18 protein-coding genes and 1 tRNA gene are annotated in these 22,911 nt (G+C 67.7%); 14 read left to right on the top strand and 5 right to left on the bottom strand.

Annotation, left to right across the window (positions count from 1 at the left end; all coding sequences use genetic code 11):
* Positions 1-6 precede the first annotated feature (6 nt).
* The gene (locus EXE48_RS10605; protein WP_137711382.1) at positions 7-1,218 is read right to left on the bottom strand and encodes an iron-containing alcohol dehydrogenase family protein; all 1,212 of its coding nucleotides are present in this window, start codon (positions 1,216-1,218) and stop codon (positions 7-9) included.
* A gap of 183 nt (positions 1,219-1,401) precedes the next feature.
* Between EXE48_RS10605 and gyrB the strand changes: the two genes are divergently transcribed.
* From gyrB to EXE48_RS10590, 4 genes are all read left to right on the top strand, one after another.
* Positions 1,402-3,318, top strand: a complete 1,917-nt coding sequence (gyrB, locus tag EXE48_RS10600; protein WP_053771338.1) for a DNA topoisomerase (ATP-hydrolyzing) subunit B — start codon at positions 1,402-1,404, stop codon at positions 3,316-3,318.
* Positions 3,315-5,816, top strand: a complete 2,502-nt coding sequence (gyrA, locus tag EXE48_RS10595; protein WP_053771337.1) for a DNA gyrase subunit A — start codon at positions 3,315-3,317, stop codon at positions 5,814-5,816. The genes gyrB and gyrA overlap by 4 nt, the downstream gene beginning before the upstream one ends.
* An 83-nt stretch (positions 5,817-5,899) precedes the next feature.
* Positions 5,900-6,070 carry a hypothetical protein gene (locus EXE48_RS18420; protein WP_158295112.1) on the top strand — a complete coding sequence of 57 codons (171 nt, stop codon included), beginning with the start codon at positions 5,900-5,902 and terminating at the stop codon, positions 6,068-6,070.
* 47 nt (positions 6,071-6,117) lie between these two features.
* Positions 6,118-8,136, top strand: a complete 2,019-nt coding sequence (locus EXE48_RS10590; protein WP_137711381.1) for an AMP-binding protein — start codon at positions 6,118-6,120, stop codon at positions 8,134-8,136.
* Positions 8,137-8,169: 33 nt separating this feature from the next.
* Here EXE48_RS10590 and EXE48_RS10585 read toward each other — a convergent pair whose 3' ends face one another.
* Entirely contained in the window at positions 8,170-8,640 is a 471-nt protein-coding gene (locus tag EXE48_RS10585; RefSeq protein ID WP_053771335.1) for a redoxin domain-containing protein, read from the bottom strand.
* 516 nt (positions 8,641-9,156) lie between these two features.
* On the opposite strand from EXE48_RS10585, the gene EXE48_RS19065 reads away from it, so the two are divergent.
* From EXE48_RS19065 to EXE48_RS10570, 3 genes are all read left to right on the top strand, one after another.
* Positions 9,157-9,708: a hypothetical protein gene (locus EXE48_RS19065; protein ID WP_241991981.1), complete on the top strand. Its 552-nt coding sequence runs from the start codon at positions 9,157-9,159 to the stop codon at positions 9,706-9,708.
* A gap of 154 nt (positions 9,709-9,862) precedes the next feature.
* Positions 9,863-10,138: a Sec-independent protein translocase subunit TatA/TatB gene (locus EXE48_RS10575; protein ID WP_053771333.1), complete on the top strand. Its 276-nt coding sequence runs from the start codon at positions 9,863-9,865 to the stop codon at positions 10,136-10,138.
* 52 nt (positions 10,139-10,190) lie between these two features.
* A tRNA-Arg gene (locus EXE48_RS10570) sits at positions 10,191-10,263 on the top strand.
* A 194-nt stretch (positions 10,264-10,457) separates the two neighbouring features.
* Here EXE48_RS10570 and EXE48_RS10565 read toward each other — a convergent pair.
* A complete protein-coding gene (locus EXE48_RS10565; protein WP_137711380.1) occupies positions 10,458-10,772 on the bottom strand; it encodes a nucleoside triphosphate pyrophosphohydrolase in 315 nt (104 codons plus the stop codon).
* A gap of 49 nt (positions 10,773-10,821) precedes the next feature.
* Positions 10,822-11,523: a DUF1405 domain-containing protein gene (locus EXE48_RS10560; protein WP_394324734.1), complete on the bottom strand. Its 702-nt coding sequence runs from the start codon at positions 11,521-11,523 to the stop codon at positions 10,822-10,824.
* A 101-nt stretch (positions 11,524-11,624) separates the two neighbouring features.
* Here EXE48_RS10560 and EXE48_RS10555 point away from each other — a divergent pair, with 101 nt between their 5' ends.
* From EXE48_RS10555 to EXE48_RS10525, 7 genes are all read left to right on the top strand, one after another.
* A complete protein-coding gene (locus tag EXE48_RS10555) occupies positions 11,625-15,371 on the top strand; it encodes an ATPase, T2SS/T4P/T4SS family (protein ID WP_137711379.1) in 3,747 nt (1,248 codons plus the stop codon).
* Positions 15,372-15,398: 27 nt separating this feature from the next.
* On the top strand, positions 15,399-17,435 hold the full coding sequence (locus EXE48_RS10550) for a type II secretion system F family protein (protein ID WP_053771329.1): 2,037 nt from the start codon (positions 15,399-15,401) through the stop codon (positions 17,433-17,435).
* 319 nt (positions 17,436-17,754) lie between these two features.
* Positions 17,755-18,234: a DUF7287 family protein gene (locus EXE48_RS10545; protein WP_139042975.1), complete on the top strand. Its 480-nt coding sequence runs from the start codon at positions 17,755-17,757 to the stop codon at positions 18,232-18,234.
* On the top strand, positions 18,228-18,854 hold the full coding sequence (locus tag EXE48_RS10540; RefSeq protein ID WP_077152268.1) for a DUF7288 family protein: 627 nt from the start codon (positions 18,228-18,230) through the stop codon (positions 18,852-18,854). The genes EXE48_RS10545 and EXE48_RS10540 overlap by 7 nt, the downstream gene beginning before the upstream one ends.
* Positions 18,851-19,774 (top strand): DUF7261 family protein, encoded by a 924-nt coding sequence (locus tag EXE48_RS10535; protein ID WP_053771326.1) that lies wholly within the window; start codon positions 18,851-18,853, stop codon positions 19,772-19,774. Before EXE48_RS10540 ends, EXE48_RS10535 begins: the two co-directional genes overlap by 4 nt.
* Complete coding sequence (locus EXE48_RS10530) at positions 19,771-20,256, top strand: DUF7266 family protein (RefSeq protein ID WP_077152267.1); 486 nt, start codon at positions 19,771-19,773, stop codon at positions 20,254-20,256. Before EXE48_RS10535 ends, EXE48_RS10530 begins: the two co-directional genes overlap by 4 nt.
* 17 nt (positions 20,257-20,273) lie before the next feature.
* On the top strand, positions 20,274-21,008 hold the full coding sequence (locus tag EXE48_RS10525) for a DUF7289 family protein (protein ID WP_158293560.1): 735 nt from the start codon (positions 20,274-20,276) through the stop codon (positions 21,006-21,008).
* Positions 21,009-21,079: 71 nt separating this feature from the next.
* On the opposite strand, the gene EXE48_RS10520 is transcribed toward EXE48_RS10525, so the two are convergent.
* Positions 21,080-22,819, bottom strand: a complete 1,740-nt coding sequence (locus EXE48_RS10520; protein WP_137711378.1) for a DUF7289 family protein — start codon at positions 22,817-22,819, stop codon at positions 21,080-21,082.
* Positions 22,820-22,911 lie beyond the last annotated feature (92 nt).

Raw genomic sequence — 22,911 nt, 5'->3', positions numbered from 1 at the left:
CTCTCTTTACCAGGCCGCGCGCAACACGCCGAGGATCCCCGTCGCGGTCGCGTTGAGGTCGGCCGGCGCGCGCTCCATCGGCGGGTCCTCGGCGACGAACTCCGCGATCGCCGGGAGGTCCGCCTCGTCCGTCTCGGGGAGGTCTCGGAGCCGGCTCGGCACGTCGAGCGCACCGCGGACGTCGTCGACCGCCTCGACCACGTCCTCGGCGATCGCGCCGTCGTCGCGCCCGTCGGTCGGGACCCCCAGCCCGGCCGCGAGCGCCCGGCGGCTCGCGTCGACCTCGTCGAAGAGGTACGCCAGCGCGTGCGGCGCGACGACGGCGTGGATCGCGCCCTGCTGGACGTCGTAGCGCCGGGCGAACCCGTGCCCGAACGCGTGGATCACGCTGATCTTGCGGTCCAGTTGGACGAGCAGCGACCCCACCACCGCGCGGTCCGTCGCGTCCTCGCCGCCCGGTCGGTCGCCGGCCACGCGGGGCAGCGCGTCGGAGAGGAGCCGGAGCCCGTGGACCGCGGCCGCGTCGCTCACCGGGTCGGCGTCGCGGGCGTACGGCGTCTCGATCCCCTTGTCGAAGCCGTTCATCGCCGACCCGGCCAGCACCGAGGTCGGTGTCGTCTCGAACAGCGCCGGGTCGGCCACGTCCGCGATCGGCCACGCGCCGCTCCCGCTGACGGTCACCGGCTGGCCGGTCGGCGACTCGTCGGCGGAGAAGACCTCCAGGGACCCGCCCGTGGAGACGTCCGCGCCCGCGAACGTCGTCGGCACCACGACGAAGGGCACCGCCGGACCGCTCTCGGGCGCGAGGTCGCCGAGCGCGTCCGCCCCCGCCTCCGCGTCGGCGCGGAGGTCGTCGAGGTCGCGGCCGTCGGCTGCGAGCAGCGTCGCCTGTCGCGCGATATCAAGGCTCGCGCCGCCGCCGACCGCGACGAGGACGTCGGCCCCGACCTCGGCCCGGGCGTCCAGCAGGTCGTAGGCGGTCTCGACCCGCTTGTCGGGGGTCGTCCCGTCGAAGACGCCGGCGAGCCGGTCGCCGAGCCCGCCCCGTATCGGGTCCATCAGCGCGTCGTTCGCGCCCGTGTTCGAACCGCAGACGACCAGGGCGTCGTCGAGGCCGCGCTCGGCGAGCCAGCCCCCGAGGTCGGCGATTCGCCCCCGTCCGTACCGGATCTCGCAGCCGCGGTGAACGTGTTCGAAGGAGTCCGCGATCGGTAGCATTCGGCGATCGGTACGCGGGGGCACGGCTTGTAGCTGTGGGAACGTTACACACGCGACGACCGCGTCTCGTGGGTCCGTCGGCGGTGCCGATCGCGTCTCGTGGGTCCGACGGCGGTCGCCGCTCACGCCCGCGCGCGTGCGCCGGCTTTATAACCCGACAGCGATTAGCGGTAGTAAGTTCCTATGTCAGAGCAGAGTGAATACGGAGCCGGCCAAATCCAGGTCCTCGAGGGCCTACAGGCCGTCCGTAAGCGACCGGCGATGTACATCGGGTCGACGGACGGTCGAGGGCTCCACCACCTCGTCTACGAGGTAGTCGACAACTCCATCGACGAGGCGCTCGCGGGGTACTGCGAGGAGATCGAGGTGCGGATCCACGAGGACGGCTCCGTCTCCGTCAGCGACGACGGGCGCGGGATCCCGGTCGACACCCACGAGGAGTACGACCGGCCCGCGCTGGAGGTCATCCTGACCGTCCTCCACGCCGGCGGGAAGTTCGACTCCAAGTCGTACCAGGTCTCGGGGGGGCTCCACGGCGTCGGCGTCAGCGTCGTCAACGCGCTCTCCGAGCGCTTGGAGGTCGAGGTCAAGCGCGACGGCGGCGTCTTCCGCCACCGGTTCGCCGGGGGAGAGCCCGCGGAGGACGGGTTCGAGCGCGTCCGCGACATGGACGGCGACGAGTCGACCGGGACGGAGATCCGATTCTGGCCCGACGCGGAGATATTCGAGACGACGGAGTTCCAGACGTCGACGCTCGCGAACCGGCTCCGCGAGCTCGCCTTCCTCAACTCCGGCGTCGAGATCCGTCTCGTCGACGACCGCGACGACACCGCGGAGACGTTCAAGTACGACGGCGGGATCCGCGAGTTCGTCGCGTACCTCAACGAGACGCGCTCGCCGATCCACGAGGAGGTCATCTACTTCGAGGACGAGACCGACGGCGTCCAGGTTGAGGTCGCGATGCAGGCGACCGAGGAGCTCCAGGGCTCCGTCCACGCGTTCGCGAACAACATCAACACCCGCGAGGGCGGCACCCACCTCACCGGCTTCAAGACCGCGCTCACGCGGACGGTCAACGACTACGCCAACGAGCACGGGCTCGTCGACGACCTCGACGCGAACCTCAAAGGGGAGGACGTGCGCGAGGGCCTCACCGCGGTCGTCTCGGTGAAACACCCCGACCCGCAGTTCGAGGGGCAGACGAAGACGAAGCTCGGCAACAGCGAGGTGCGCGGCGTCGTCGAGTCCGCGACCCACGAGAAGCTCGGCACCTTCTTCGAGGAGAACCCCGACACGGCGGAGAAGGTCGTCCACAAGGCCGCCGAGGCCGCGCGCGCCCGGAAGGCCGCGAAGAAGGCCGAGGAGCTCACCCGCCGGAAGTCGGCGCTCGAATCCACCGCGCTGCCCGGGAAGCTCGCCGACTGTCAGACCCGCGACCCGGGGGAGGCGGAGCTGTTCGTGGTCGAGGGCGACTCCGCGGGCGGCTCCGCGAAGCAGGGCCGCAACCGCGAGAACCAGGCGATCCTCCCGCTGAAGGGGAAGATACTCAACGTCGAGAAACACCGCCTCGACCGGATCTTAGAGAACGACGAGATCCGCGCGCTGATCACCGCGATCGGCGCGGGCATCGGCGAGGAGTTCGACATCGACGACGTCCGGTACAACAAGATCATCCTGATGACGGACGCCGACGTCGACGGCGCCCACATCCGGACGCTGCTTCTCACGTTGCTGTACCGCCACATGAAGCCCCTCCTGGAGGCCGGCTACGTGTACGCGGCCCAGCCCCCGCTGTACCGCGTCCGTTACCGCGGGAACACGTACGACGCGATGACCGAGGCGGAGCGCGACCGGATCATCGAGGAGAAGTGCGACGGCAACCCGACGCAGGTCCAGCGGTTCAAGGGGCTCGGCGAGATGAACCCCGACCAGCTGTGGGATACCACTATGGACCCGGAAAACCGGCGTCTCAAGCGCATTAACGTCGACGACGCGGCCGCCGCGGACCGCATGTTCAACGTGCTGATGGGCGACGCGGTCGAGCCGCGGAAGCAGTTCATCAAGGAGCACGCGACCGAAGCGGAGTGGGTGGACATATGAGCTCGGAAAGTCCCGACGCCGACCCCGGCGACGTGCGCGCCGCGCAGGTGACGAACGCGCGCATCGAAGACGAGATGGAGCAGTCGTACATCGACTACGCGATGTCCGTCATCGCGGGGCGGGCGCTCCCCGACGTACGCGACGGGCTCAAGCCAGTCCACCGCCGGATCCTCTTCGCGATGAACGAGGCGGGCGTGACGAGCAACTCCGCGCACCGCAAGTCCTCCTCCGTCGTGGGCGAGACGATGGGTGACTACCACCCGCACGGCGACAGCGCCATCTACGACACGCTCGCGCGGATGGCCCAGGACTTCTCGATGCGCTACCCCCTCGTCGACGGCCAGGGGAACTTCGGCTCGGTCGACGGCGACCCGCCGGCCGCGATGCGGTACACGGAGGCCCGGATGGCCCCCATCGCCGAGGAGCTCATGGCGGACATCGAGCGCGACACCGTCGACTTCCAGGCGAACTACGACGACCGCCTGGAGGAGCCCGAAGTGCTCCCGGCCGCGTTCCCGAACCTGCTCGTCAACGGCTCGTCGGGCATCGCCGTCGGGATGTCGACGAACATCCCGCCGCACAACCTCGGCGAGGTGGTCGACGCCACCGTCGAGCTGATCGAGACGCCCGACGCGAGCGTCGAGGACCTGATGGAGCACGTCAAGGGGCCGGACTTCCCGACCGGCGCGAACATTGTCGGGCGGAACGCGGTCCACAAGGCCTACAAGACCGGTCGCGGCCGGATCCGCGTCCGCGCGGAGTTCGAGGTCGACGAGGAGGAGGGCCGGATCGTCATCAGCGAGCTCCCCTTCCAGCAGAACAAGTCCAGGCTGGTCGAGCGCATCGCCGAGGACGTAAACGAGGGCGCCATCGAGGGGATCCGCGACCTCCGCGACGAGTCCGACCGCGACGGGATCCGGATCGTCGTCGAGCTGAAGCGCGACGCGATGGCGGACGTGGTGAAAAACCAGCTGTTAGAGAGCCACCTCGAACGCACGTTCGGCGTCATCAACCTCGCCTTGGTCGACGGCTCGCCGCAGGTGCTCGACCTCAAGCAGACGCTCGAACACTACGTCGACCACCGGCGCGAGGTCGTGCGCCGCCGCTCCGAGCACGAGCTCGCCGAGCGCGAGGACCGCGCGCACATCCTCGAAGGGCGCCTGAAGGCGCTCGACAACGTCGACAGCGTCGTCGAGACGATCCAGGACTCCGACGACCGCGACGCCGCGAAGACCGCGTTGGAGTCCGCGTTCGACTTCACCGAGGCGCAGGCGGCCCACATCGTCCGGATGCAGCTCGGATCGCTCACGTCGATGGAGACGGCGGAGATCGAGGAAGAGTACGAGGAGGTCAAGGCCCGGATCGAGCGGCTGGAGACCATCCTCTCGGACCCCGACGAGCTCGACCAAGTGATCGTCGACGAGCTGCAGGCGATCAAGGCCGAGTACGACGACGAGCGCCGCACGAGCTTCATCGAGGACGCGGGCGACGTGACTCACGAGGACCTGATCCCGGAAGAGGAGCAGGTCGTCGTGATGAGCGAGGACGACTACATCAAGCGGATGCCGCTCGATGAGTTCCGCGCGCAGAACCGCGGCGGCAAGGGGATCATCGGCACCGGCCTGAAGGAGGGCGACCGCGTCTCCTCGGTGTTCGCGGCCAACTCCCACGACTACCTGCTCGTCTTCACGAACCACGGCCAGATCTACGAGCTGAAGACCTACGAGATCCCGGAGATGTCCCGCACTGCCCGCGGGAAGTCCGCGGTCAACCTCCTCGACCTCGACGACGGCGAGGAGATCGAGTCGGTGGTCAACACGGAAGACTTGGACGACGACGAGTTCCTCACGATGGTCACCCGCGACGGATACATCAAGCGGACCGCCGTCGAGGAGTTCGGTAACATCCGGTCGACCGGGATCCGGGCGATCCGGCTGGAGGACGGCGACGAGCTGGTCGACGTCGAGGTGACCGACGGGGAGCGCGACATCGTCATCGGGAGCCGCGACGGGATGGCGATCCGCTTCGACGAGTCGGACGCCCGCGCGATGGGCCGCACGGCCCGCGGCGTGATCGCCATCGACCTCCGCGAGGGCGACGCCGTCGCGGGCGTCGCCGCCATCGACGACGGCTACCACAACTGGGTACTCACCGTCACGGAGAACGGCTACGGGAAGCGCTCCGACCTCGACGAGTACCGCCCGCAGTCGCGGAACGGGAAGGGGCTCGTCGACATCAAGACCGGCGACCGCAACGGCGAGGTCGTCGCCATCGAGGCGGTCACCCACGGCGACCACCTGATCGCGATGAGCGCCGCCGGACAGATCATGCGGACCCGCGTCGAGGAGATATCGACGGTGAGCCGCAACACGAAGGGGGTCATCGTGATGAACCTCGACCCCGACGACGAGGTCGCCTCCGTCGACATCGTCCCCGAGTCGGTCCACGCGGCCGCGGACGACGAGGGTGACGACGACGCCGAGACCGACGACGAATAGGGGACCGGACGCCGACTTTCTCTTCGCGGGCTCACACCGCCGCGGTGTGCGGTGTTGAACTCCCGCCCCGACGACCGGTCGCCATGGAACGACGGAGCTCCCTCGCGGCGGGCCTCGGTGCGCCGGCCGGCGCGGCGGCCGGCTGTCTCGGTGACCCCGAGCCGAGCCGACTCGACCTTGCGGTCCGCAACGACGGCGACGCTCCCGTCGACGTGGACGTGGTCCGTACGGGCGAGTGCGCCGAGCCACCGTAGTCTTTCAGGAAAGTTACTTACGGTCGCCGCGAAAATCACCGGGCGAGATGGACGAGTACGAGGGGATAGACGAGGTCGTACACGAACCGAGCGAGGCGTTCGCCGAGTCGACGAACGTCGCCGCGTTCATGCGGGAGTACGGGATCGACGACTACGAGGCGCTCATCGAACGCACTACCTCCGAGGTCGCGGGCGAGCCCGAGTCGGGCGTCGACTGGTTCTGGGACGAGATCGTCGACTACCTCGACATCGACTTCTACGCCGACTACGACGCCGTTCGGGACGACGCCGAGGGCCCGCAGTTCTCCGACTGGTACCCCGGCGGGGAGATCAACGTCGCGCACAACGTCGTCGACCGCCACGCCGCGGTCGACGCTCCGAACCGCAACCGCGTCGCGCTGATCTGGGAGGGCGAGCCGGGCGACGTCCGCGAGGTCACGTTCCACGAGCTCCGCAGGCAGAGCGACCGCGTCGCGAACTACCTGACCGAGGCCGGGATCGAGACCGGCGACACGGTCGGCCTCTACATGCCCATGGTGCCCGAGGTCGTCTCGATCCTCTACGGCTGCCTGAAGGTCGGCGCGGTCGCCGTCCCGATCTTCTCCGGCTTCGGGCGCGAGGCGACCGCGACGCGGATCGACGACGCCGAGCCCGCGGTGCTGTTCACCGGCGACGGGTTCTACCGACGGGGCGACGAGGTCCGGCTGAAGGCGACCGCGGACGACGCGATCGCCGACGCCGGGCAGGTCGAGGAGGTGGTCGTGTACGACCGACTGAGCGCGACGCCTGCGAGCGACGATACGGGCGCCGACCCCGTCCCGTGGAACGACGACCGCGACCGGACGTGGGACGAGGCGGTCGGCTCGCAGCCCGCGACGTACGAGACGAAGCGCCTCCCGAGCGACCAGGAGTCTATGCTGTTGTACTCCTCGGGGACGACCGGTGAGCCGAAGGGGATCGTCCACACCCACGCCGGCGTCCTCACGCAGTGCGCCAAGGAGATCCACTTCGGTTTCGACCAGAAGCCCGCGGACCGGTTCTTCTGGGTCTCGGACATCGGCTGGATGATGGGCCCGTGGACGCTGATCGGCAACCACGCGTTCGGCGGGACGGTGGTGATGTACGAGGGCGCGCCGGACCACCCCGAGCCGGACCGCTTTTGGGAGCTGATCGACCGACACTCGATCACGCAGTTCGGCATCTCTCCGACCGCGATCCGGGCGCTCCGGAAGCACGGGGACGAGTGGGTTGAGGGACACGACCTCTCCTCGCTCCGAATCTTGGGCTCCACCGGCGAGCCGTGGGACCCCGAGTCGTGGCGCTGGTTCCACGACGCGGTCGGCGGCGGCGAGTGCCCGATAATCAACATCTCCGGCGGCACGGAGATCTGCGGCTGCTTCCTCATGCCGATGCCGAACCAGCCGCTGAAGCCCTGTACGCTCGGCGGGCCGGGGCTCGGGATGGACATCGACATCGTCGACGAGACCGGCGAGTCGGTGAAGGAGTCCGGCGAGCGCGGCTACCTCGTCGCGCGCGACTCCTGCCCCTCGATGACGAAGTCGCTGTGGTCGGGCGACGAGCGCTACCTCGACGAGTACTGGTCGACGTGGCCCGACCTGTGGGACCACGGCGACTTCGCACAGAGGGACGACGACGGCTTCTGGTTCCTCCACGGGCGCGCCGACGACGCCCTGAACGTCGCGGGCCGGAAGGTGGGACCGGCGGAGATCGAGGGCGTCCTCATCGACCACGACGCCGTCAATCAGGCGGCGGCGGTCGGCGTCCCCGACGACACCACCGGCACCGCGGTCGTCGCGTACGTCGTGCTCGAACCGGGCGTCGACCCGAGCGACGACCTCCGCGAGGAGCTCCGCGCGCTGGTGGGCGACGAGCACGGTAAGCCGTTCCGGCCGCGCGAGCTGCTGTTCGTCGACGCCTTCCCGAAGACGCAGTCGGGGAAGATCATCCGTCGCGCGATCGAGTCGGTGTACGTCGGCGAGGACCCGGGAGACCTCTCCTCGATGGAGAACCCCGAGGCGCTCGACTCGCTCCGCGATCCGGCCTGAGCGAGGCCACCGCAGACCCGGGCGTCGCGCCCGTCAGGCGCTCGCCTCCGCCACCGCCGCGGCCAGCTCCTCGTAGTCCGGCTCCTGTCCGGCGTTGTCCGCGAGCCAGCGGTAGGTCACGGTCCCGACCTCGTCGATCACGAAGACGGCGCGCTGCGCGACCGTCTCGACGCCGTAGTGCTCGAACGCCTCGATCACGTCGTACGCCTCGATCGCGCGGTGGTCGGGGTCGCCGACCAGGGCGAACGGGAGGTCGTACTGCGCGCGGTACGCGCCGAGCGCGTGCGGGAGGTCGGTGCTCACGCCGAACAGCGTACAGTCGTCGCGGTCGAACCCGTCGCGGAGCGCCTCCATCTCGTCGGTACAGGTGTTCGAGAAGGCCGCCGGAAAGAAGGCGAGGACGACCGGCTCGTCGCCGAGGTGGTCGGAGAGTTCGAACGGTGCGATGTCGCCGTCCACGAGCGATCCGGTGAAGTCTGGGGCGTCGTCGCCGACGTCTGGCATACCGGGTCGTCGTCGGCCGGGCGTATCACGGTTTCGACGGCGGATCCCGGACCGGAATCCCGGACTCCCCGCCCGCCTTCAGCCGGCAGCCTGGGCAACGCGTTCCGCGGTCGGGGACGGAATCAAGTGCGCTGCCGACGAAGTGCCGGCGATGTCTCGCCCTCCACGCGGCCCCTCCCGCCGACAAGTGGCGCTGATGACCGCGACCGCCTCGCTGACTGGGTTCTCCGGCTGTCTCACGGACGATTCGTCGGACGACACTCGCTCGCGGACGGTGCTGCGGCTCGGCGAGGCCTCGCCGGTCGGCGTCTCGAACGAGTTCAGCACCCCGGTCGACTTCGTCGGACACGCTGGACGGGCGGCCGTCCGAACCGCGATCGACGGCGGGGAAGCCGCCGTCGACGGGTACTACGGCCCCGACGTCTCGGCGCCGTACGTCGTCGCCGACGGCCCCGAGTACTACCGGATCAGACCGAGACGGTCGATTCCGTCGCGGCACCGGGCTACGGGTACACGGTGGCGGTCGACGCAGTCGACTCCTTCTTCTTCGGTCCCCCGTCGAGCGTCCCCTTCGCGGACCTCCCGGACCACGATTGGGACACCGTCCTCGACGCGCTCGGGGACGCGTCGCTCGTCCACGCGCCACACTACCCGCCGTTCGAGGTCACCTTCGCGTACGCGTCCGCCGAGCGGCGGGAGCGCTCCCGATTCGTCCCCGAGAACGACGGCCAGCGGGTCGCGTGGGACGGCGAACTCCTCCGGTTCTCGTTCGCGGAGGAGCGGTCGGTCGAGGTACGGACCGTCGCCGTCCGCGCCGACCGCGTCGCCTCGTCGCAGCGTGACTTCCGCGAGGCCGTCGGCGAGGAGCGCGGCCGCTCGCTCGCCGACCCGACCGGGGACCAGCGCGCGGTCCTCGACGCGGCGATCGACTCCGAGTACGCGGAGGCTCCGCCGCTCTCCGACCCCTTCGCGGCCGTCGTCGACGCCGTCTCGACGGACGACGGCGTCGCCCCGCTCGTCCGCTACGACGGCGACTGGTACTTCGCGCGGCTCGCACGCCCCGACTGACCCGGTCGGGCCGTGCGCGAAGGGCCGACCGTCGGCCGATCGGCGCCCGAGCGACGACGCCGTTCGCTCGGCCCGTCGCGCCGCGCGAGGCGCCGTGCGGCGACTCGACGAGGCAAAAAGACTATAATCGACACAGGGCTACAGCGAGACAGAGATGACAAGTGCGATTCCACTGATCGGCGGCATTCCGGCGGGGCCGGAACTCCTCATAATCCTGCTCGTGCTGGTCCTGCTGTTCGGGGCGAACAAGATCCCGAAGCTCGCTCGGTCGACCGGCCAGGCGATGGGCGAGTTCAAGAAGGGCCGCGAACAGGTCGAAGAAGAACTGAAAGACATGCAAGACGGCAAGAGCGCGGACTCGACGCTCGACGACGAGGACGACGACCTCGACGAGCTGGAGACCGAGACCGAAAAGGAAACGAGCGCGTAAGCCGGCCCCGACGCCGACCGATCCCCGCCGTACCGTTTTCTCCACCCGTTCTGGGCGCGTGGCCTAGCGGACAGGGCGAGAGGTTCCTAACCTCTCGATCGCGGGTTCGAATCCCGTCGCGCCCGTGACTTCGCTTCGCTCAGTCACGGGCGCGACTGGCTCCACGCTCGCTCACTGCGTTCGCTCGCGTGGATCCCGCCGCGCCTGCTACCCGCGAACGAAGTGAGCAGTAGCGGTCCGGGGACTCGAACCACGCGAGACTCACTTCGTCCGTCTCGTATTGGTCCCGCCGCGCCCGCCGGTAACCCATTGAGTGCGACTACTCCTCGGCCCGTTCGAGGACGATCCGTTCGTCGAACCGCCCCCGTCGCTCGGCCTTCTCGGACCGCATCTCGTCCAGCTCCTCGGCGGTGAGTCCGCTCAGTTCGCGGAGCGCGTGGACAACCTCGAGCACGTCCGCCAGTTCCCGCGGGTCGCGGGTCTCTCGGTACTCCGCGGTCTCCTCGGCCAGCTTCGCGGCGAGCCGGTCCGCGTACTCGTCCTCGCCGGCGACGTGCGTCTGCGCTCGCCCGCCGTCCGCCTCGATGATCTCAGGAATTTCGTCTCGGACCAGTTTGTCGTATTCCTCGACCATGTCGGCCGATCGGAGCCCGGTTATTTGACGTTCCGGTCAGGCCCGCTTCTCAGCTCGCGTCCTCGTCAAGCCGCGGGAAGGACCGCGCCGCGAGCGCGACCGCTCCGACCGCGATGGCCAGCGTCGCGGCCGCGAGCCCGGCGCCGGGCTCGTACAGCAGCGGCGGGTGGTAGCCGAGCCCGTAATCGAGGCCGACGTTCGCGACGCCGAGCGCCAGCGCCGTCGCGAGCGCGCCGCGCGTCGTGCGGCCGAACGCCGGGAACAGCAGCGCGAGCCCCACGAACAGCAGGTGCGTGCCGATCACGCCCCAGTAGTAGATCCAGGCGTCGGGCGCGGCGACGTACTCGGCGAACGCGAGGTTCAGCGAGACCAGCGGCCAGAGGCCGAACTGGACGAGCCAGACGAAGGCGATCGTCTGGAGGTACGCCAGTCCGCGCGAGGCGGGCGCCTCCGCGAGCGGGTCGCCCCGCCTGACGGTCGGCGCGATCGCGGCGAGGACGCCGCCTCCGAGCGCGACGGCGACCGCTGAGTCGGCGTACAGCGGCCACAGCGCCGGCGGCACGGTCCCCGCGGTCGGCGCGTAGTACGCGACGCCGACGCCGAGCATGAAGAGGGTGAACGCGCAGACGGCGGCGAAGCTCCGCGGCGCGCCCAACAGCTCCTCGGCGAGGGCGGCACGGACCCGCCGCCTGACCCGCGGGCTGCGGAGCCGTCGCAGGCGGCGGACGCCGTCGAAGCGAGACACGCGCACCGGTCGGTGCCCGAGCGACTAAAAAGCGCCCGTCCCCCGTGATTATCAATCGCGGTGTTTAGCGAGACACCTTTTTCAACGGATGAGCAGTTCCCGAGACTATGGACAGCGAGGACGCCGAGCGGTCCGCCCAGCGGTCCGGTCCGGTGGGTGGCACTTCGGCGTCCGGTTCCGACGCGGGCGGCGACCCGGGCTGGACCCGCGAGCCGGACGCGGACGGCGACGGGACTGGAGGGACCGGCGAGGGCGAGCCGCTCGACGACCCGGACACGGCCGCGGAGACCGTCCCGGCCGTCACCGACAGGTACACCTGGCGGTCGCTGCTCGTCGAGCGCGGCCGCGAGGACGAGGCGGAACGCGTGTACGCGGACGTGCCGAACGAGCCCGCCGTCCCGGCCGACGCCGTCGCGTACCACCGCCCGGACGGGGCCGAAGACGTGCTCCGCGCGCCGGGCGTCGACGAGCCGTTCGAGGCGGACGGGGAAACGGCCGTCCCGGGCCGCGGCACCCCCGACCGCGGCACGCTCGTCGTCGGGACCGACGCGGTCGTCCTCGACGGTGCTACCGTCGTCCCGACGGGCGAGCGGGTCGCCGCGCCGCGGCGTCCGGTTCGGAGCGACGCGGCCGACGGCGATTCGGACACCGCGGACGACGTCGAAGCCGACGGCGACCCCGACGGCGGACCGGCGGCGACCGCGGACGCGACGCCTGTGCCCGACGCCGACCCCGGCCCGGACACGGTGTTCGACGGACCGGTGGGTCGGGGCGGGGTCGCGGGCGTCGTCGTGGTGCGCCCCGACGCGGTGGAGTCTGTGCCCTCTCGCGCGCCGACCCCCGACGAGTGGGACCGGGTCGAGTTCGACCCGGCGACGCTGCTGGGGTTCGACCCGAGCGAGGCCGACTACCGGGTCCGCGCGGCCGCCGCGGTCGGCGACGTCCTCTGGGACATGTGCGCGGCCCGCTACGACCCGTACTCGGTCCCGGTGTTGAAGGGGTACTACACGTGGGAGAACTACCGCGAGGAGTTCTTCTTCGACGAGGACGGGAACCCGCCGACCGAGGAGAACGAGGAGGGCGAGCCGATCCCGCTGGAGTTCACCCACGAGGACAAGACGGAGGCGCTCGGGTTCGACCCGGACCGCACCGAGGAGCTGCTCGGCGCGGGCGGGAGCGCCGCGGCCGAACTCGCCGACCTCGTGGACGAGCGGACCGTGGACGTGAACCCGGAGGTCGACGAGGACGCGTTCTTCTCGACCGACGAGGGCCACACCACGCTGACGAACCGGTACGACCTGGAGAAGGCGGTGCCGATGCAGAAGAAGACCCACTTCCGGGAGGAGGAGCGCTACTGGGTGAACAAGCCGTACGCGTTCGTCATCGTCTTCCGGTCGCGGAAGGAGAACGAGGCGAAGTACTACGCCGTCCAGCCGTACCGCACCGAGATCGAGGCGGAGCTCACGGAGTTCCTCACCGGGAAGCTCCGGACCTCGATCAAGTACGCCGACGAGTCGATCGCGGGCGGCGACGAGGCGTTCCGCGAGGAGGTGATCGTCGAGGAGGCGCGCACGCTCCTCGATCGCTACGGGCTCTACGAGGACGACGAGGACGAGCGGGGCATCGCCGACACGCTGGTCGACCGCTTCGGCATCGACCCGACGGAGGGGATCGCCGGGCGGATCGCGGAGTCGCTCGGCTACGAGCCGCCGACCGAGGAGCCGGACGACCCGCCGGCGATCACCGCCCGGCCCGAGCCCGCGGTGCTCGCGGAGGACGCCCGCACGCTGTCCGCCCACCAGGTCGAGAAGCTCCTGTACTACCTGAAGCGCGACTTCGTCGGCTACGAGCGGATCGACCCGATCAAGTACGACATCAACGTCGAGGACATCTCCTGTGACGGGTACAACTCCCCCGTCTTCGTCTACCACTCCGAGTACGAGCAGATCATCACCAACGTCTACCACGGCACCGACGAGCTCGACGACTTCGTCGTGAAGCTCGCGCAGCGCTCCGGGAAGGGGATCTCGAAGCGCCGGCCGCAGGTCGACGCCACGCTCCCGGACGGCTCCCGCGCCCAGCTCACCCTCGGCCGCGAGGTGTCGGACCACGGGACCAACTACACGATCCGGCAGTTCAACGACGTCCCCTTCACGCCGATCGACCTGATCAACTGGAAGACCTTCTCGCTCGACGAGATGGCGTTCCTCTGGCTCTCCATCGAGAACCACAAGAGCCTGATCTTCGCCGGCGGGACCGCCTCCGGGAAGACGACGAGCCTGAACGCGGTCTCCCTGTTCATCCCCTCGAACGCGAAGATCGTCTCCATCGAGGACACCCGCGAGGTCGAACTCCCGCAACGCAACTGGATCGCCTCCGTCACCCGACCCTCCTTCTCGGACGACGACAAGGGCGATATCGACGAGTTCGACCTGCTGGAGGCCGCGCTCCGTCAGCGCCCCGACTACATCGTGATGGGCGAGATCCGCGGCGAGGAGGGGCGGACGGCGTTCCAGGTCATGTCGACCGGTCACACCACCTACACCACGTTCCACGCCGACTCCGTCGGCGAGGTGCTCAAGCGGTTCACCACCGACCCGATCAACGTCTCGAAGACGATGTTCACGGCGCTCGACTTGGTCTCGATCCAGACCTCGACCCGCGTTCAGGGCAAGAAGGTGCGCCGGAACAAGTCGATCACCGAGATCAACCACTACGACGCCGAGAACGACGAGATCAACGTTCAGGACGTGTTCCAGTGGCAGGCGGAGACGGACGAGTTCCTCCAGATGGGCGACTCGAACACGCTCGAAGACATCATGTTCGACCGCGGCTGGAGCCGGGCGACCCTCGACGAGGAGCTGCGGAAGCGCCGGGTCGTCTTGGCCTACCTCATCGACCGCGGACTCAACAGCTACGCGCAGGTGGCGGCGACGTTCCAGGCGTTCATCAACGACCCGGAGACGGTGCTCGCGTTGATGGCCAACGAGGAGCTCGAGCGCTCGCTGGAGGACCTCCGCGAGATGGAGTCGGTCCTCATCAACGTCGACCGCGAGAAGGAGGCGCTCGTCCCCCGCCCGACGCCGGACGCGGACGGCGAGGCGGAGGCCGCCGGGATACTCGACGCCGCCGAGGACCTCTTCGAGACGTACCGCGGGCAGGTCCCCGACTCCGTCGCCGACGCCCTCCTAAAGATGAGCCACGCGGGCGACGTGGAGGCCGCCCCGGCGAGCGACCACGAGGCCCTCGCTGAGGCGGCCCGCGAGGCGGACGCGGCGTACGACGAGCCGGCCGGCCCGGAACCGGAGCCCGGTGCGGCCGACGCGGACGGCGTCGACGACGCCGACGAGACGCCCCCCGACCTGGGGGGCGCGGGCCACTCGGGGACGCCCTCGCCGGACCCCGCGCACGGCGACTTCGAGGGGGTCGCCGAGGCGGTGGGCGACGGCTCGGGCGACCTCGACGGCATCGACTTCGGCGAGCCGTTCGACGAGGGCGTCGACGTGCTCTCCTCGCCCGCGGGCCCCTCCGAGCCCGGCGCCCCGCCCGACGCCGGCGCGGGCGGCGGCGCCGACGCGTCCCCCGACGTGAGCGAGGGGTTCAGCGCCGCGGAGCCCGTGGACGGCGAGCCCTCCGCGGAGGTCGGCGACGGCGAGGAGTCCGACACGGACGAGTTGGACGGGGCGGACGAGCCTGACGCGGCGGACGAGCCTGACACGGCAGACACAGCAGATGAAGCGGAGGATGCCGACGAGACCGAGCAGGGGGACGACCCCGACGAGGCTGACGACGGAACGGGCGACGACATCGACGAATGGGGGTTCGACGCCGTCGAGCCCGCGGAGGACGGGTGACGCCGTGTTCCTCGTGAGGGCCGTCCCGTGAGTCTCGACGTGGACGCGGGCGACGGCGGCGTCGACGCGAACGTCCTCGCGGAGCTGTGTTACCCGGTGTTCGAGCTGCTGTTCGACCCCGACGGCGACTTCGTCGCGGACGTGGAGCGCAAGCTCGCGGAGGCGCGGATGCCCGACCAGGTCGAGATGTACGTCTCACTGGCGCTGGCGGTCGGCCTGCTGGTCGGCGGGCTGCTCTGGGCGCTCGGCACGCTGGTCGGCTACGGCGTGTTCTCGCTGGGGCTGGTCGACCCGTCGACGCTCTCGCTCGGCGTGCCGGCGCCGACGACGGCGATCCAGGAGCTGCTCCGCTCGCTCGTCGTGCCGACCGCGGTGCTCCTCAGCGGGCTCGTCTTCGGCTCGATCGGGTTCGCGATCGGGTTCGGCGGCCTCGTCGCGGTCCCGTACTCGCGCGCCTCCTCGCGGAAGCGGGAGATCAACCTCCTGCTCGCGGACTCGGTGTCGTTCATGTACGCGCTCTCCGTCGGCGGGCTGAACCAGCTGGAGATCCTCCGCGCGATGGCGACGGCGGAAGACACCTACGGCGAGGTGTCACGCGAGTTCCAGAGCATCGTCAACGAGACGGAGTACTTCGGCACCGACTACCGGAACGCGATCCGCCAGCAGTCCATGGAGACCCCCTCCGACGAGCTCTCGCAGTTCCTCGCCGACATGCTCTCCATCGTCAACTCCGGCGGCGACATGGAGGGCTTCCTGAAGGACAAAAAGGAGAAGCACCTCCGCACGTCGAAACAGGAGCGCGAGATGACCTTGGAGACCTTGGAGCTGTTCGGCGAGATGTACATGACGCTCTCGTTGTTCCCGCTGCTTCTCATCATCATCCTCGTCATCATGGGGATGATGGGCGAGGCCGACGACCGCCTGCTGTACGTCACGGTGTACCTGCTCATCCCCCTGGTCGGCGTCGGCTTCCTCGTGCTGGTCTCGACGGTGAAACAGGACGACCCCGGCGACGGCTACCTCCAGCCCGACGGTGGCAGCGAGCGCCTCCGACAGACGAGCCGGGAGGGGCTCTTCCACTTCGGGCTCGTGGAGGCGTTCGTCGGGACGTTCGGCGTCTTCGACCGCATCCGCGACCGCGAGGGGACCCACAAGACGATGGAGATCCTCTCGGCGCCGCACCTCTTCCTCCGCGAGAACCCGCCGTACACCCTCGCGTTGACCGTGCCCGCGGCGCTCGCGCTGGTCGTCGTCGCGGCCGCGGCCGGGTCGGCGCCGACGACGGTCGACGGCTGGATCGCCCGCCCGGTGTGGTCGGCGTTCGTCTGGGTCTACGTGCCCCTCTACGTCGTGCTGGTCCCGCTCGGGGTGTTCTACGAGTGGCACCAGCGCTCGCGGCGGGCGGTGACCGGGAAGCTCTCGGAGACGCTCCGGAAGCTCTCCTCGGCGAACGACACCGGCCAGACGCTGCTCGAATCGGTGCGCACGGTCTCGGAGACCTCGACCGGCAAGCTCGCCGAGGAGTTCGAGGTGATCCACGCGAAGGTGAACTACGGGATGAGCCTCCGTGACGCGCTCGTCGAGTTCAACAACGCCTACGCGGTGCCGCGGCTCGCGCGGACGGTGAAGCTGATCGCCGAGGCGCAGGAGGCGTCCTCGCAGATCACGGATGTGCTCACGACGGCCGCGCAGGCCTCGGAGAACCAGGACGACATCGAGCGCGAGCGGAAGTCGCGGACCCGGATGCAGGTGGCGATCATCGTGATGACGTACGTCACGCTGCTCGGCGTGATGGCCATCCTCCAGACGCAGTTCATCGACGTGATGGGCGACTTGGTCGCGCAGAGCGACGGCGCCGGGAGCACCGGCGGGGCCGGGTTCGGCGGCGGCGGCGGCATCGACCCCGACGTGCTCTCGATGCTGTTCTTCCACGCGGTGACGATCCAGGCGGTCCTCTCCGGGTTCATCAGCGGCTACATCCGCGACGCGGAGCTTATCTCCGGCGTCAAGTACGCCGTGGTCCTGATGACGCTGGCGCTGGGGGTGTGGATCTATGTCGGCTGACCGCGCACAGACGGTCCTCGACGGAGTACCGACATTCGCCGATGGGACGGTCACAACGGGAAACGAATCCTCTACCTGGGTCTCAACGAGCTTCTCGCAGATGCGAGGTCGGTCCGAGAGTGCTGCCTGTGATTTATTAGAATTAATAATCCAACCGCGTTTTTTATATATCGACTCTGTCCGAATATCAGTTACTCTCCCATCTCGTACGGAGCTACTCTCCGAAGTCGGTCCTCTGTCCGACGGAGATCGGACGCATAACAACAGCGAGTATCCCGCGCAACGCAAACACTGCGTAACGATCGCAAGGTAACTCGAAGTGACACCACCTCGTAAACCGAAGCGACTCGCCTCGGATCGTCGCGGCCAGACGCTCCAAGACTACGTTATCGGGGTGTCGATATTTCTCCTCACGACTGCGTTCGTCGTGGGATTCATTCCGACTCTCTTCACACCGTTTACGGCGCCTGTTGACGCTTCACAGACCACACAGGCCGACAGGTACGCCGCCGAAGTCCTCGCGGAGATTACTCAACCAGACTCGAAGAACGTGCTCGACGGCGCTGGAGCTGACTCGTTTTTCGCGAACGAGTCTAACTTGGACGGAATACCGACGGCAGAAGGGAGCGAAGTGAACGTGACGCTCGTCGACGGAAACGGGACGGTCCAACACACAGTCGGCCCACCGTATCAGGGCGAGTCTACGGCGGCTGCGACACGCGTCGTCGTCCCGGAGTCGGGCTACGTAGGGAACCACACTTGTACGGCCACCTGTCGTATCGAGGTGCGACTATGGTAGCCGGTCCGCCGAAACGGCGACCGCCGTCCGACGCGGACCGCGGACAAGCGTACACTCTCGAAGGCGTTATTTCCGCAATCGTGGTCCTCACGGCGCTGCTATTAGCGACGACTGCGGTGGTAATTACCCCCACCACGGCCGGAACGATCGATCGGGACACGATGGCACAGTTGGGGACGCAGACGGACGACGTTCTCGCGACCGCTCACGAGCGGAACGCCCTTATTGAAGCCGCACTGTACTGGGACTCCCAGGACGGACAGTCGGGGTGGCCGACCGCGTACCAGCCCGGCGATGCCTGCCCCGAAACGATAGCGGACGAGCCGCTCACGCTGTGCCTTCTCCTCGAAGAGACGTTCACTTCCCGGTTCTATCGGTACAACGTCTATCTGGATTATCAGACGCAGGGGAAGACGACGGAGACGGAGCCGCTGTTCGTCCAAGGAACTCCCGGTCGAAACGCGGTCACCGCGACCCGTTCGATAGCGCTTCACGACGGGATGGAGTTGACACACAGTCCCGGCGGTACCCTCGGAGGGAACGTCTCGAAGTTCTACGCCGAGGACCTCGACGACCCGACCCTGGTAAACGTGGTCGAAGTGCGGGTGGTCGTCTGGTGATCACGAAGCTCGACGACCGCGGTCAACTGATGCTCGTGGGGGCGATCGTGATGGCAGCGAGCCTACTGGCACTCGTCGTCGTGCTGAACTCTACGATCTACACCCAAAACACCAACCCCGGAAATTCTCTCGGAGAGATGAACGAGGTAGAGCGACAGTTGGAAGCCGTTCGAACGGACGTCGACCGCCTCACCGACCGGATTGGACAACGAGACGGCTACGTCGACGTCCACGAGCTGAACGCGACGTTGACCGTTTACAGCGAACGGAAGGCGGAGCAGATCGTCGACCGGCGGCCCGCGTATCTTCGTGTGACGCTGAACGAGAGCGCGTCCGAGCTCGAAAGGGTGGCCCTTCGGCAGCGCAACCGCTCGCGAGCCGTCCGCTCGCGGGCGAACCGAAGCGACTGGACCCTCGTGGATAACGCGACGTTCAACGAATCCACTCCGTTCGAGCTCGTCATCGAACCGCGGAGCCTGACGCCGACGACGTTCATCGCCCGGGGCGAGGACGGCGGCGATTGGCGCCTCAACGTTAGCCAAGCCCCCTCGAATGCCGTCAGCGTCGAGGTCACGTACGACAACGGAACCACGGTCAGTGAGTCGGTCTCGGGGAATGCGGCTCGGGTGAACGTCACTGGTGGAGCGATCAACGGGACCCAGCGCTTCGCGTTCGCTCCGGGACTGAACGCCCCGTACGACCTTCGCGTGGAAAACGGTCACCGGTCCGACGGCGCGTATCATATCCTCGTCAACGAGGCCAGCGACGTCGATACCGGGAACTTCCACACCGACCCGGGTAACGGCCAGCCGTACGTGAGCCGCGAACTGTCGACCGCCGTCGTCGACGTCGAATACGTGAGCGACAAACTGTCCGCGGAGTCGCAGATCACGGTTCGGATCGGGGGAGATTCGGAATGAGAGGTCCCGGCGTAACAGACCGGCTTCGGGGCGACCGGCGGGGGGTTTCGGTCGCGTTGACACACGTTCTCACGATGGGGATTACCTCCGTGCTGATCGCCGGGCTCATAATCACTGCGGGCGGCGCGGTCGAGACGCAACGCGAGCGGGCGGTAGAGGGCGAGCTCACGACGATCGGAGAACGGATCGCGACCGAACTCACGGCACTGGACCGCGTCGCCGACCCGACGAACTCGACGATGACCGTCGAGACCTCACATCCCGAGCGGGTCGTGAACTCGCGCTACCGAGTGCGGCTGACATCGGATTCCGGAGACTGTCGGACCGACACCTGCCTCGTGCTCGAATCGCGGGCGATCGGAGCGCCGGTCGTGGTCCCCGTCCGAGACGACATCGACACCGTCGAGTCGACCGCCTTCGGGGGGGAGATCAGACTCGTTCACAACGGGACCGCGGTCCGCATGGAGCGTTCGCAGCCATGACTGCGAACGGGCGCGCCGTGAGCGATATGGTCGGATTCGTCCTCTCGTTTTCACTCATCCTGCTCGCTGTCAGCGCCGTGTACACCGGCGGATTCGCCGCTATCGCCGAGGAGCAACAGGAGGAACAGATACACAACACAGAGCGCGCGATGTCGGTGCTCGCGGAGAACTTTCACGACATCGAGCGAGGAAATGCCCCGACACGGGCGGGCGAGTTCCGACTCTCTGGAGGCGCGCTATCGCTGGACCGTACCGCGAGGTTCACCGTGTCTGTTGGACTCGATAACGGGACCTTCGCGGAGACCGTCCGAACCGGTTCACTCTCGTACACGAAAGACGAGACCGAGATAAGCTACGAGAATGGAGCGGTCCTACGGACGAACGACGACTACGGATTCGTGTCACGCCCACCGAGCGTGACGTGTCGAGACGGGAAGTCGATCATCTCGTTGGTCGAGATCGATCCCCGCGGTAACGTCACATCGACGAGTGTGGACGGATCGGTACTGGTCACGGTCGCGAAGCAGGACTCCGATATATACTATCCGAGGCGGGAAAACGGGACCGTGGTCAACGAGGCCGACATGGCTCAAAACGTGACGATCCGAGTCGAGGAGTCACGTCACGAGAAGGCCTGGGAAAGGTGGTTCGCCGAACGCGATGGATGGAAGCAGACGGCAGCAGGCTACAGGTGCGAGGCCGATACCGTATTCGTTCGGACGACCAAGGTGACGGTGAGGATCCTGCCGTGACAGGTCCGTGACGGTACGGTTCGGTCGAGTCCGAGACGAGCGGTTCGATTTCGATAGGCTGAGCGATTCACTCACTCGTTGGTGGTCTCGATGATGACCTCGTTCGTCGTCAGTCTGATCTCGAACCCGCCGGCGACCTCCTTGCCCTCTTGATCCTCTATCTCCAACAGTACGATCGCGTCGTTGTAGTTGGGGTCGCCGATGTCGTCTTTCGCGCTCTCCCACGTAGCGTCCGGGTCGGTGATCTCGAAGAGGAACACCGCTTGGTTGTCCTCAAGCTGTAGGTGCCCCGTCTCGTTGAGTAGTGGACCGAGAACTTCTTCGGCGTTGCGTTGCCGGTACCTCGTCTCTATCACCGGCATCTCGTCGCCGTTCTTGAGCACTCTGACGTTCTCCGGGTTCTCACCCGCCGACGCGTCCGTGCGGAGGTTCACCGAGCCGAGGTCGTCGCAGTTGTAGTGGTACCACGTCGTTCCGTCGTACTCGTCCGCCCCGGCGTAGTCATAGTCGGCACACGACCACTGCGTCGCTCGGAGCGAAACCGTCGCTCCCGCCTCGACTTCGAACTCGTGAGTCCACTCGGAGAGCTGGGTCTCTCGGTCGTTGAGGTTCTGCTCGGCGGTGACGGGATCACCGGGATCGTACGGTCCGTCGGGCCACGGCCGCATCTGTCCGTCGTCGGTTACGACTCCCATCGTAACCGGGGCCCAGTGTTTTCGCATACCGCCCCACCAGGTGGGTGTCTGACTGGACACTTCCGTTCCCAGGACCGTCGTCGAGACAGTCGCGTTCTCCGAGACGCTGATCTCGCTTTCATTCCCCCCGACGCCGAAGTCCACGCCTTCCGAGATCGTTACCGTCACCGAGTCGTCGTCGGGATCGGCGTTGTCGAGGTCGTACGTCGAGTTCGTCGAGACTTCGCTTTCGAGGTATTCGCCCCAAACGTCGGCGTAGCGGCTCTCGACGGTAACGGTCATCTGCGACGCGTTCGAGCAGTTCGCCATCAGTTGGGAGTACTCGCGAGACCGTTCACGAGAGTATTCGAGGTTCTTCGTTGCCCGGAGCGTCTCCACCTGTCCGCCGGCGCTGCCGTTGACATTCACGGACGGAAACGTCAGCGTTCCGTCCTTGTACTCCATATCGGGGGGTGAGATCATCTCGTTGCCGCTCGGCGTCCCTCTCCAGATCCCACCGCCCTGATAGGTGACGGTCGAGTGGCCGTCGCTCTCGTAGTGAAGCGATCCCATCGGAATCACGAACGGGGTACAACCCGGGCCGCCGTCGAGTTTGATCACCATCTCCGCGTTGTTGGCGATGCGTACTGACTGCCCCTCGTCGGGATCGAAAGCGAGCGTGTGTTCGAGGTTGTCGCTGAACGCGACCTCGTTCAGCCGCGAATCAATCTCCCGCATCGTCTGTTCCGCGTCTTGCCCCTGAATCTCGCCCCTGAGGTCGCTCATCATGGCCGTTCCGAAGTAGAGTGTCGCCGACGCTGCCACGACGATCATCCCGATCAACAGGACGAATCCGACGAGGGTCGACTGCCCTCGTTCCCGTCTTCGAAGTGTGGTGGGCGGTGTCATGAGTACTCTCGACGAAGCGGCATCAAGTGCCCCGGCAGGATGTTGTGAACACGTCGTCAATTTGAATGTGATAACCTTTCGGTCAAAGTATTGGGTCTGATAACCACCGGTGTCGATCAGGCCCCAGTACCCCGTGAAGATCGAACTGAACTCTCCCATTTCAACCCTCTTTATCCAGCGGCTCACCTCGCTGCTGTCTGGCGATTCAACGCGACCGTTCAGAGACATGAGGGTGCCCAACTCTGCCGCCGCGGAACGGCTTTCCGGCCGATGCGTTCCGACGCGGCCGCGTCGGACCGGGGATATATCTCGCCGGCGCC

Origin of the sequence: Halorubrum sp. ASP1, from assembly GCF_005435135.1 — an archaeon.
GTDB lineage: Archaea > Halobacteriota > Halobacteria > Halobacteriales > Haloferacaceae > Halorubrum > Halorubrum tropicale.
This window is presented reverse-complemented; position numbering and strand designations above follow the sequence as displayed.

What these genes read in the sequence shown, in the direction of transcription:
- EXE48_RS10605 (WP_137711382.1), bottom strand. Translation starts at nt 1,218, where the DNA reads ATGCTACCGATCGCGGACTCCTTCGAACACGTTCACCGCGGCTGCGAG.
- gyrB (WP_053771338.1), top strand. Translation starts at nt 1,402, where the DNA reads ATGTCAGAGCAGAGTGAATACGGAGCCGGCCAAATCCAGGTCCTCGAG.
- gyrA (WP_053771337.1), top strand. Translation starts at nt 3,315, where the DNA reads ATGAGCTCGGAAAGTCCCGACGCCGACCCCGGCGACGTGCGCGCCGCG.
- EXE48_RS18420 (WP_158295112.1), top strand. Translation starts at nt 5,900, where the DNA reads ATGGAACGACGGAGCTCCCTCGCGGCGGGCCTCGGTGCGCCGGCCGGC.
- EXE48_RS10590 (WP_137711381.1), top strand. Translation starts at nt 6,118, where the DNA reads ATGGACGAGTACGAGGGGATAGACGAGGTCGTACACGAACCGAGCGAG.
- EXE48_RS10585 (WP_053771335.1), bottom strand. Translation starts at nt 8,640, where the DNA reads ATGCCAGACGTCGGCGACGACGCCCCAGACTTCACCGGATCGCTCGTG.
- EXE48_RS10575 (WP_053771333.1), top strand. Translation starts at nt 9,863, where the DNA reads ATGACAAGTGCGATTCCACTGATCGGCGGCATTCCGGCGGGGCCGGAA.
- EXE48_RS10565 (WP_137711380.1), bottom strand. Translation starts at nt 10,772, where the DNA reads ATGGTCGAGGAATACGACAAACTGGTCCGAGACGAAATTCCTGAGATC.
- EXE48_RS10555 (WP_137711379.1), top strand. Translation starts at nt 11,625, where the DNA reads ATGGACAGCGAGGACGCCGAGCGGTCCGCCCAGCGGTCCGGTCCGGTG.
- EXE48_RS10540 (WP_077152268.1), top strand. Translation starts at nt 18,228, where the DNA reads ATGGTAGCCGGTCCGCCGAAACGGCGACCGCCGTCCGACGCGGACCGC.
- EXE48_RS10530 (WP_077152267.1), top strand. Translation starts at nt 19,771, where the DNA reads ATGAGAGGTCCCGGCGTAACAGACCGGCTTCGGGGCGACCGGCGGGGG.
- EXE48_RS10520 (WP_137711378.1), bottom strand. Translation starts at nt 22,819, where the DNA reads ATGTCTCTGAACGGTCGCGTTGAATCGCCAGACAGCAGCGAGGTGAGC.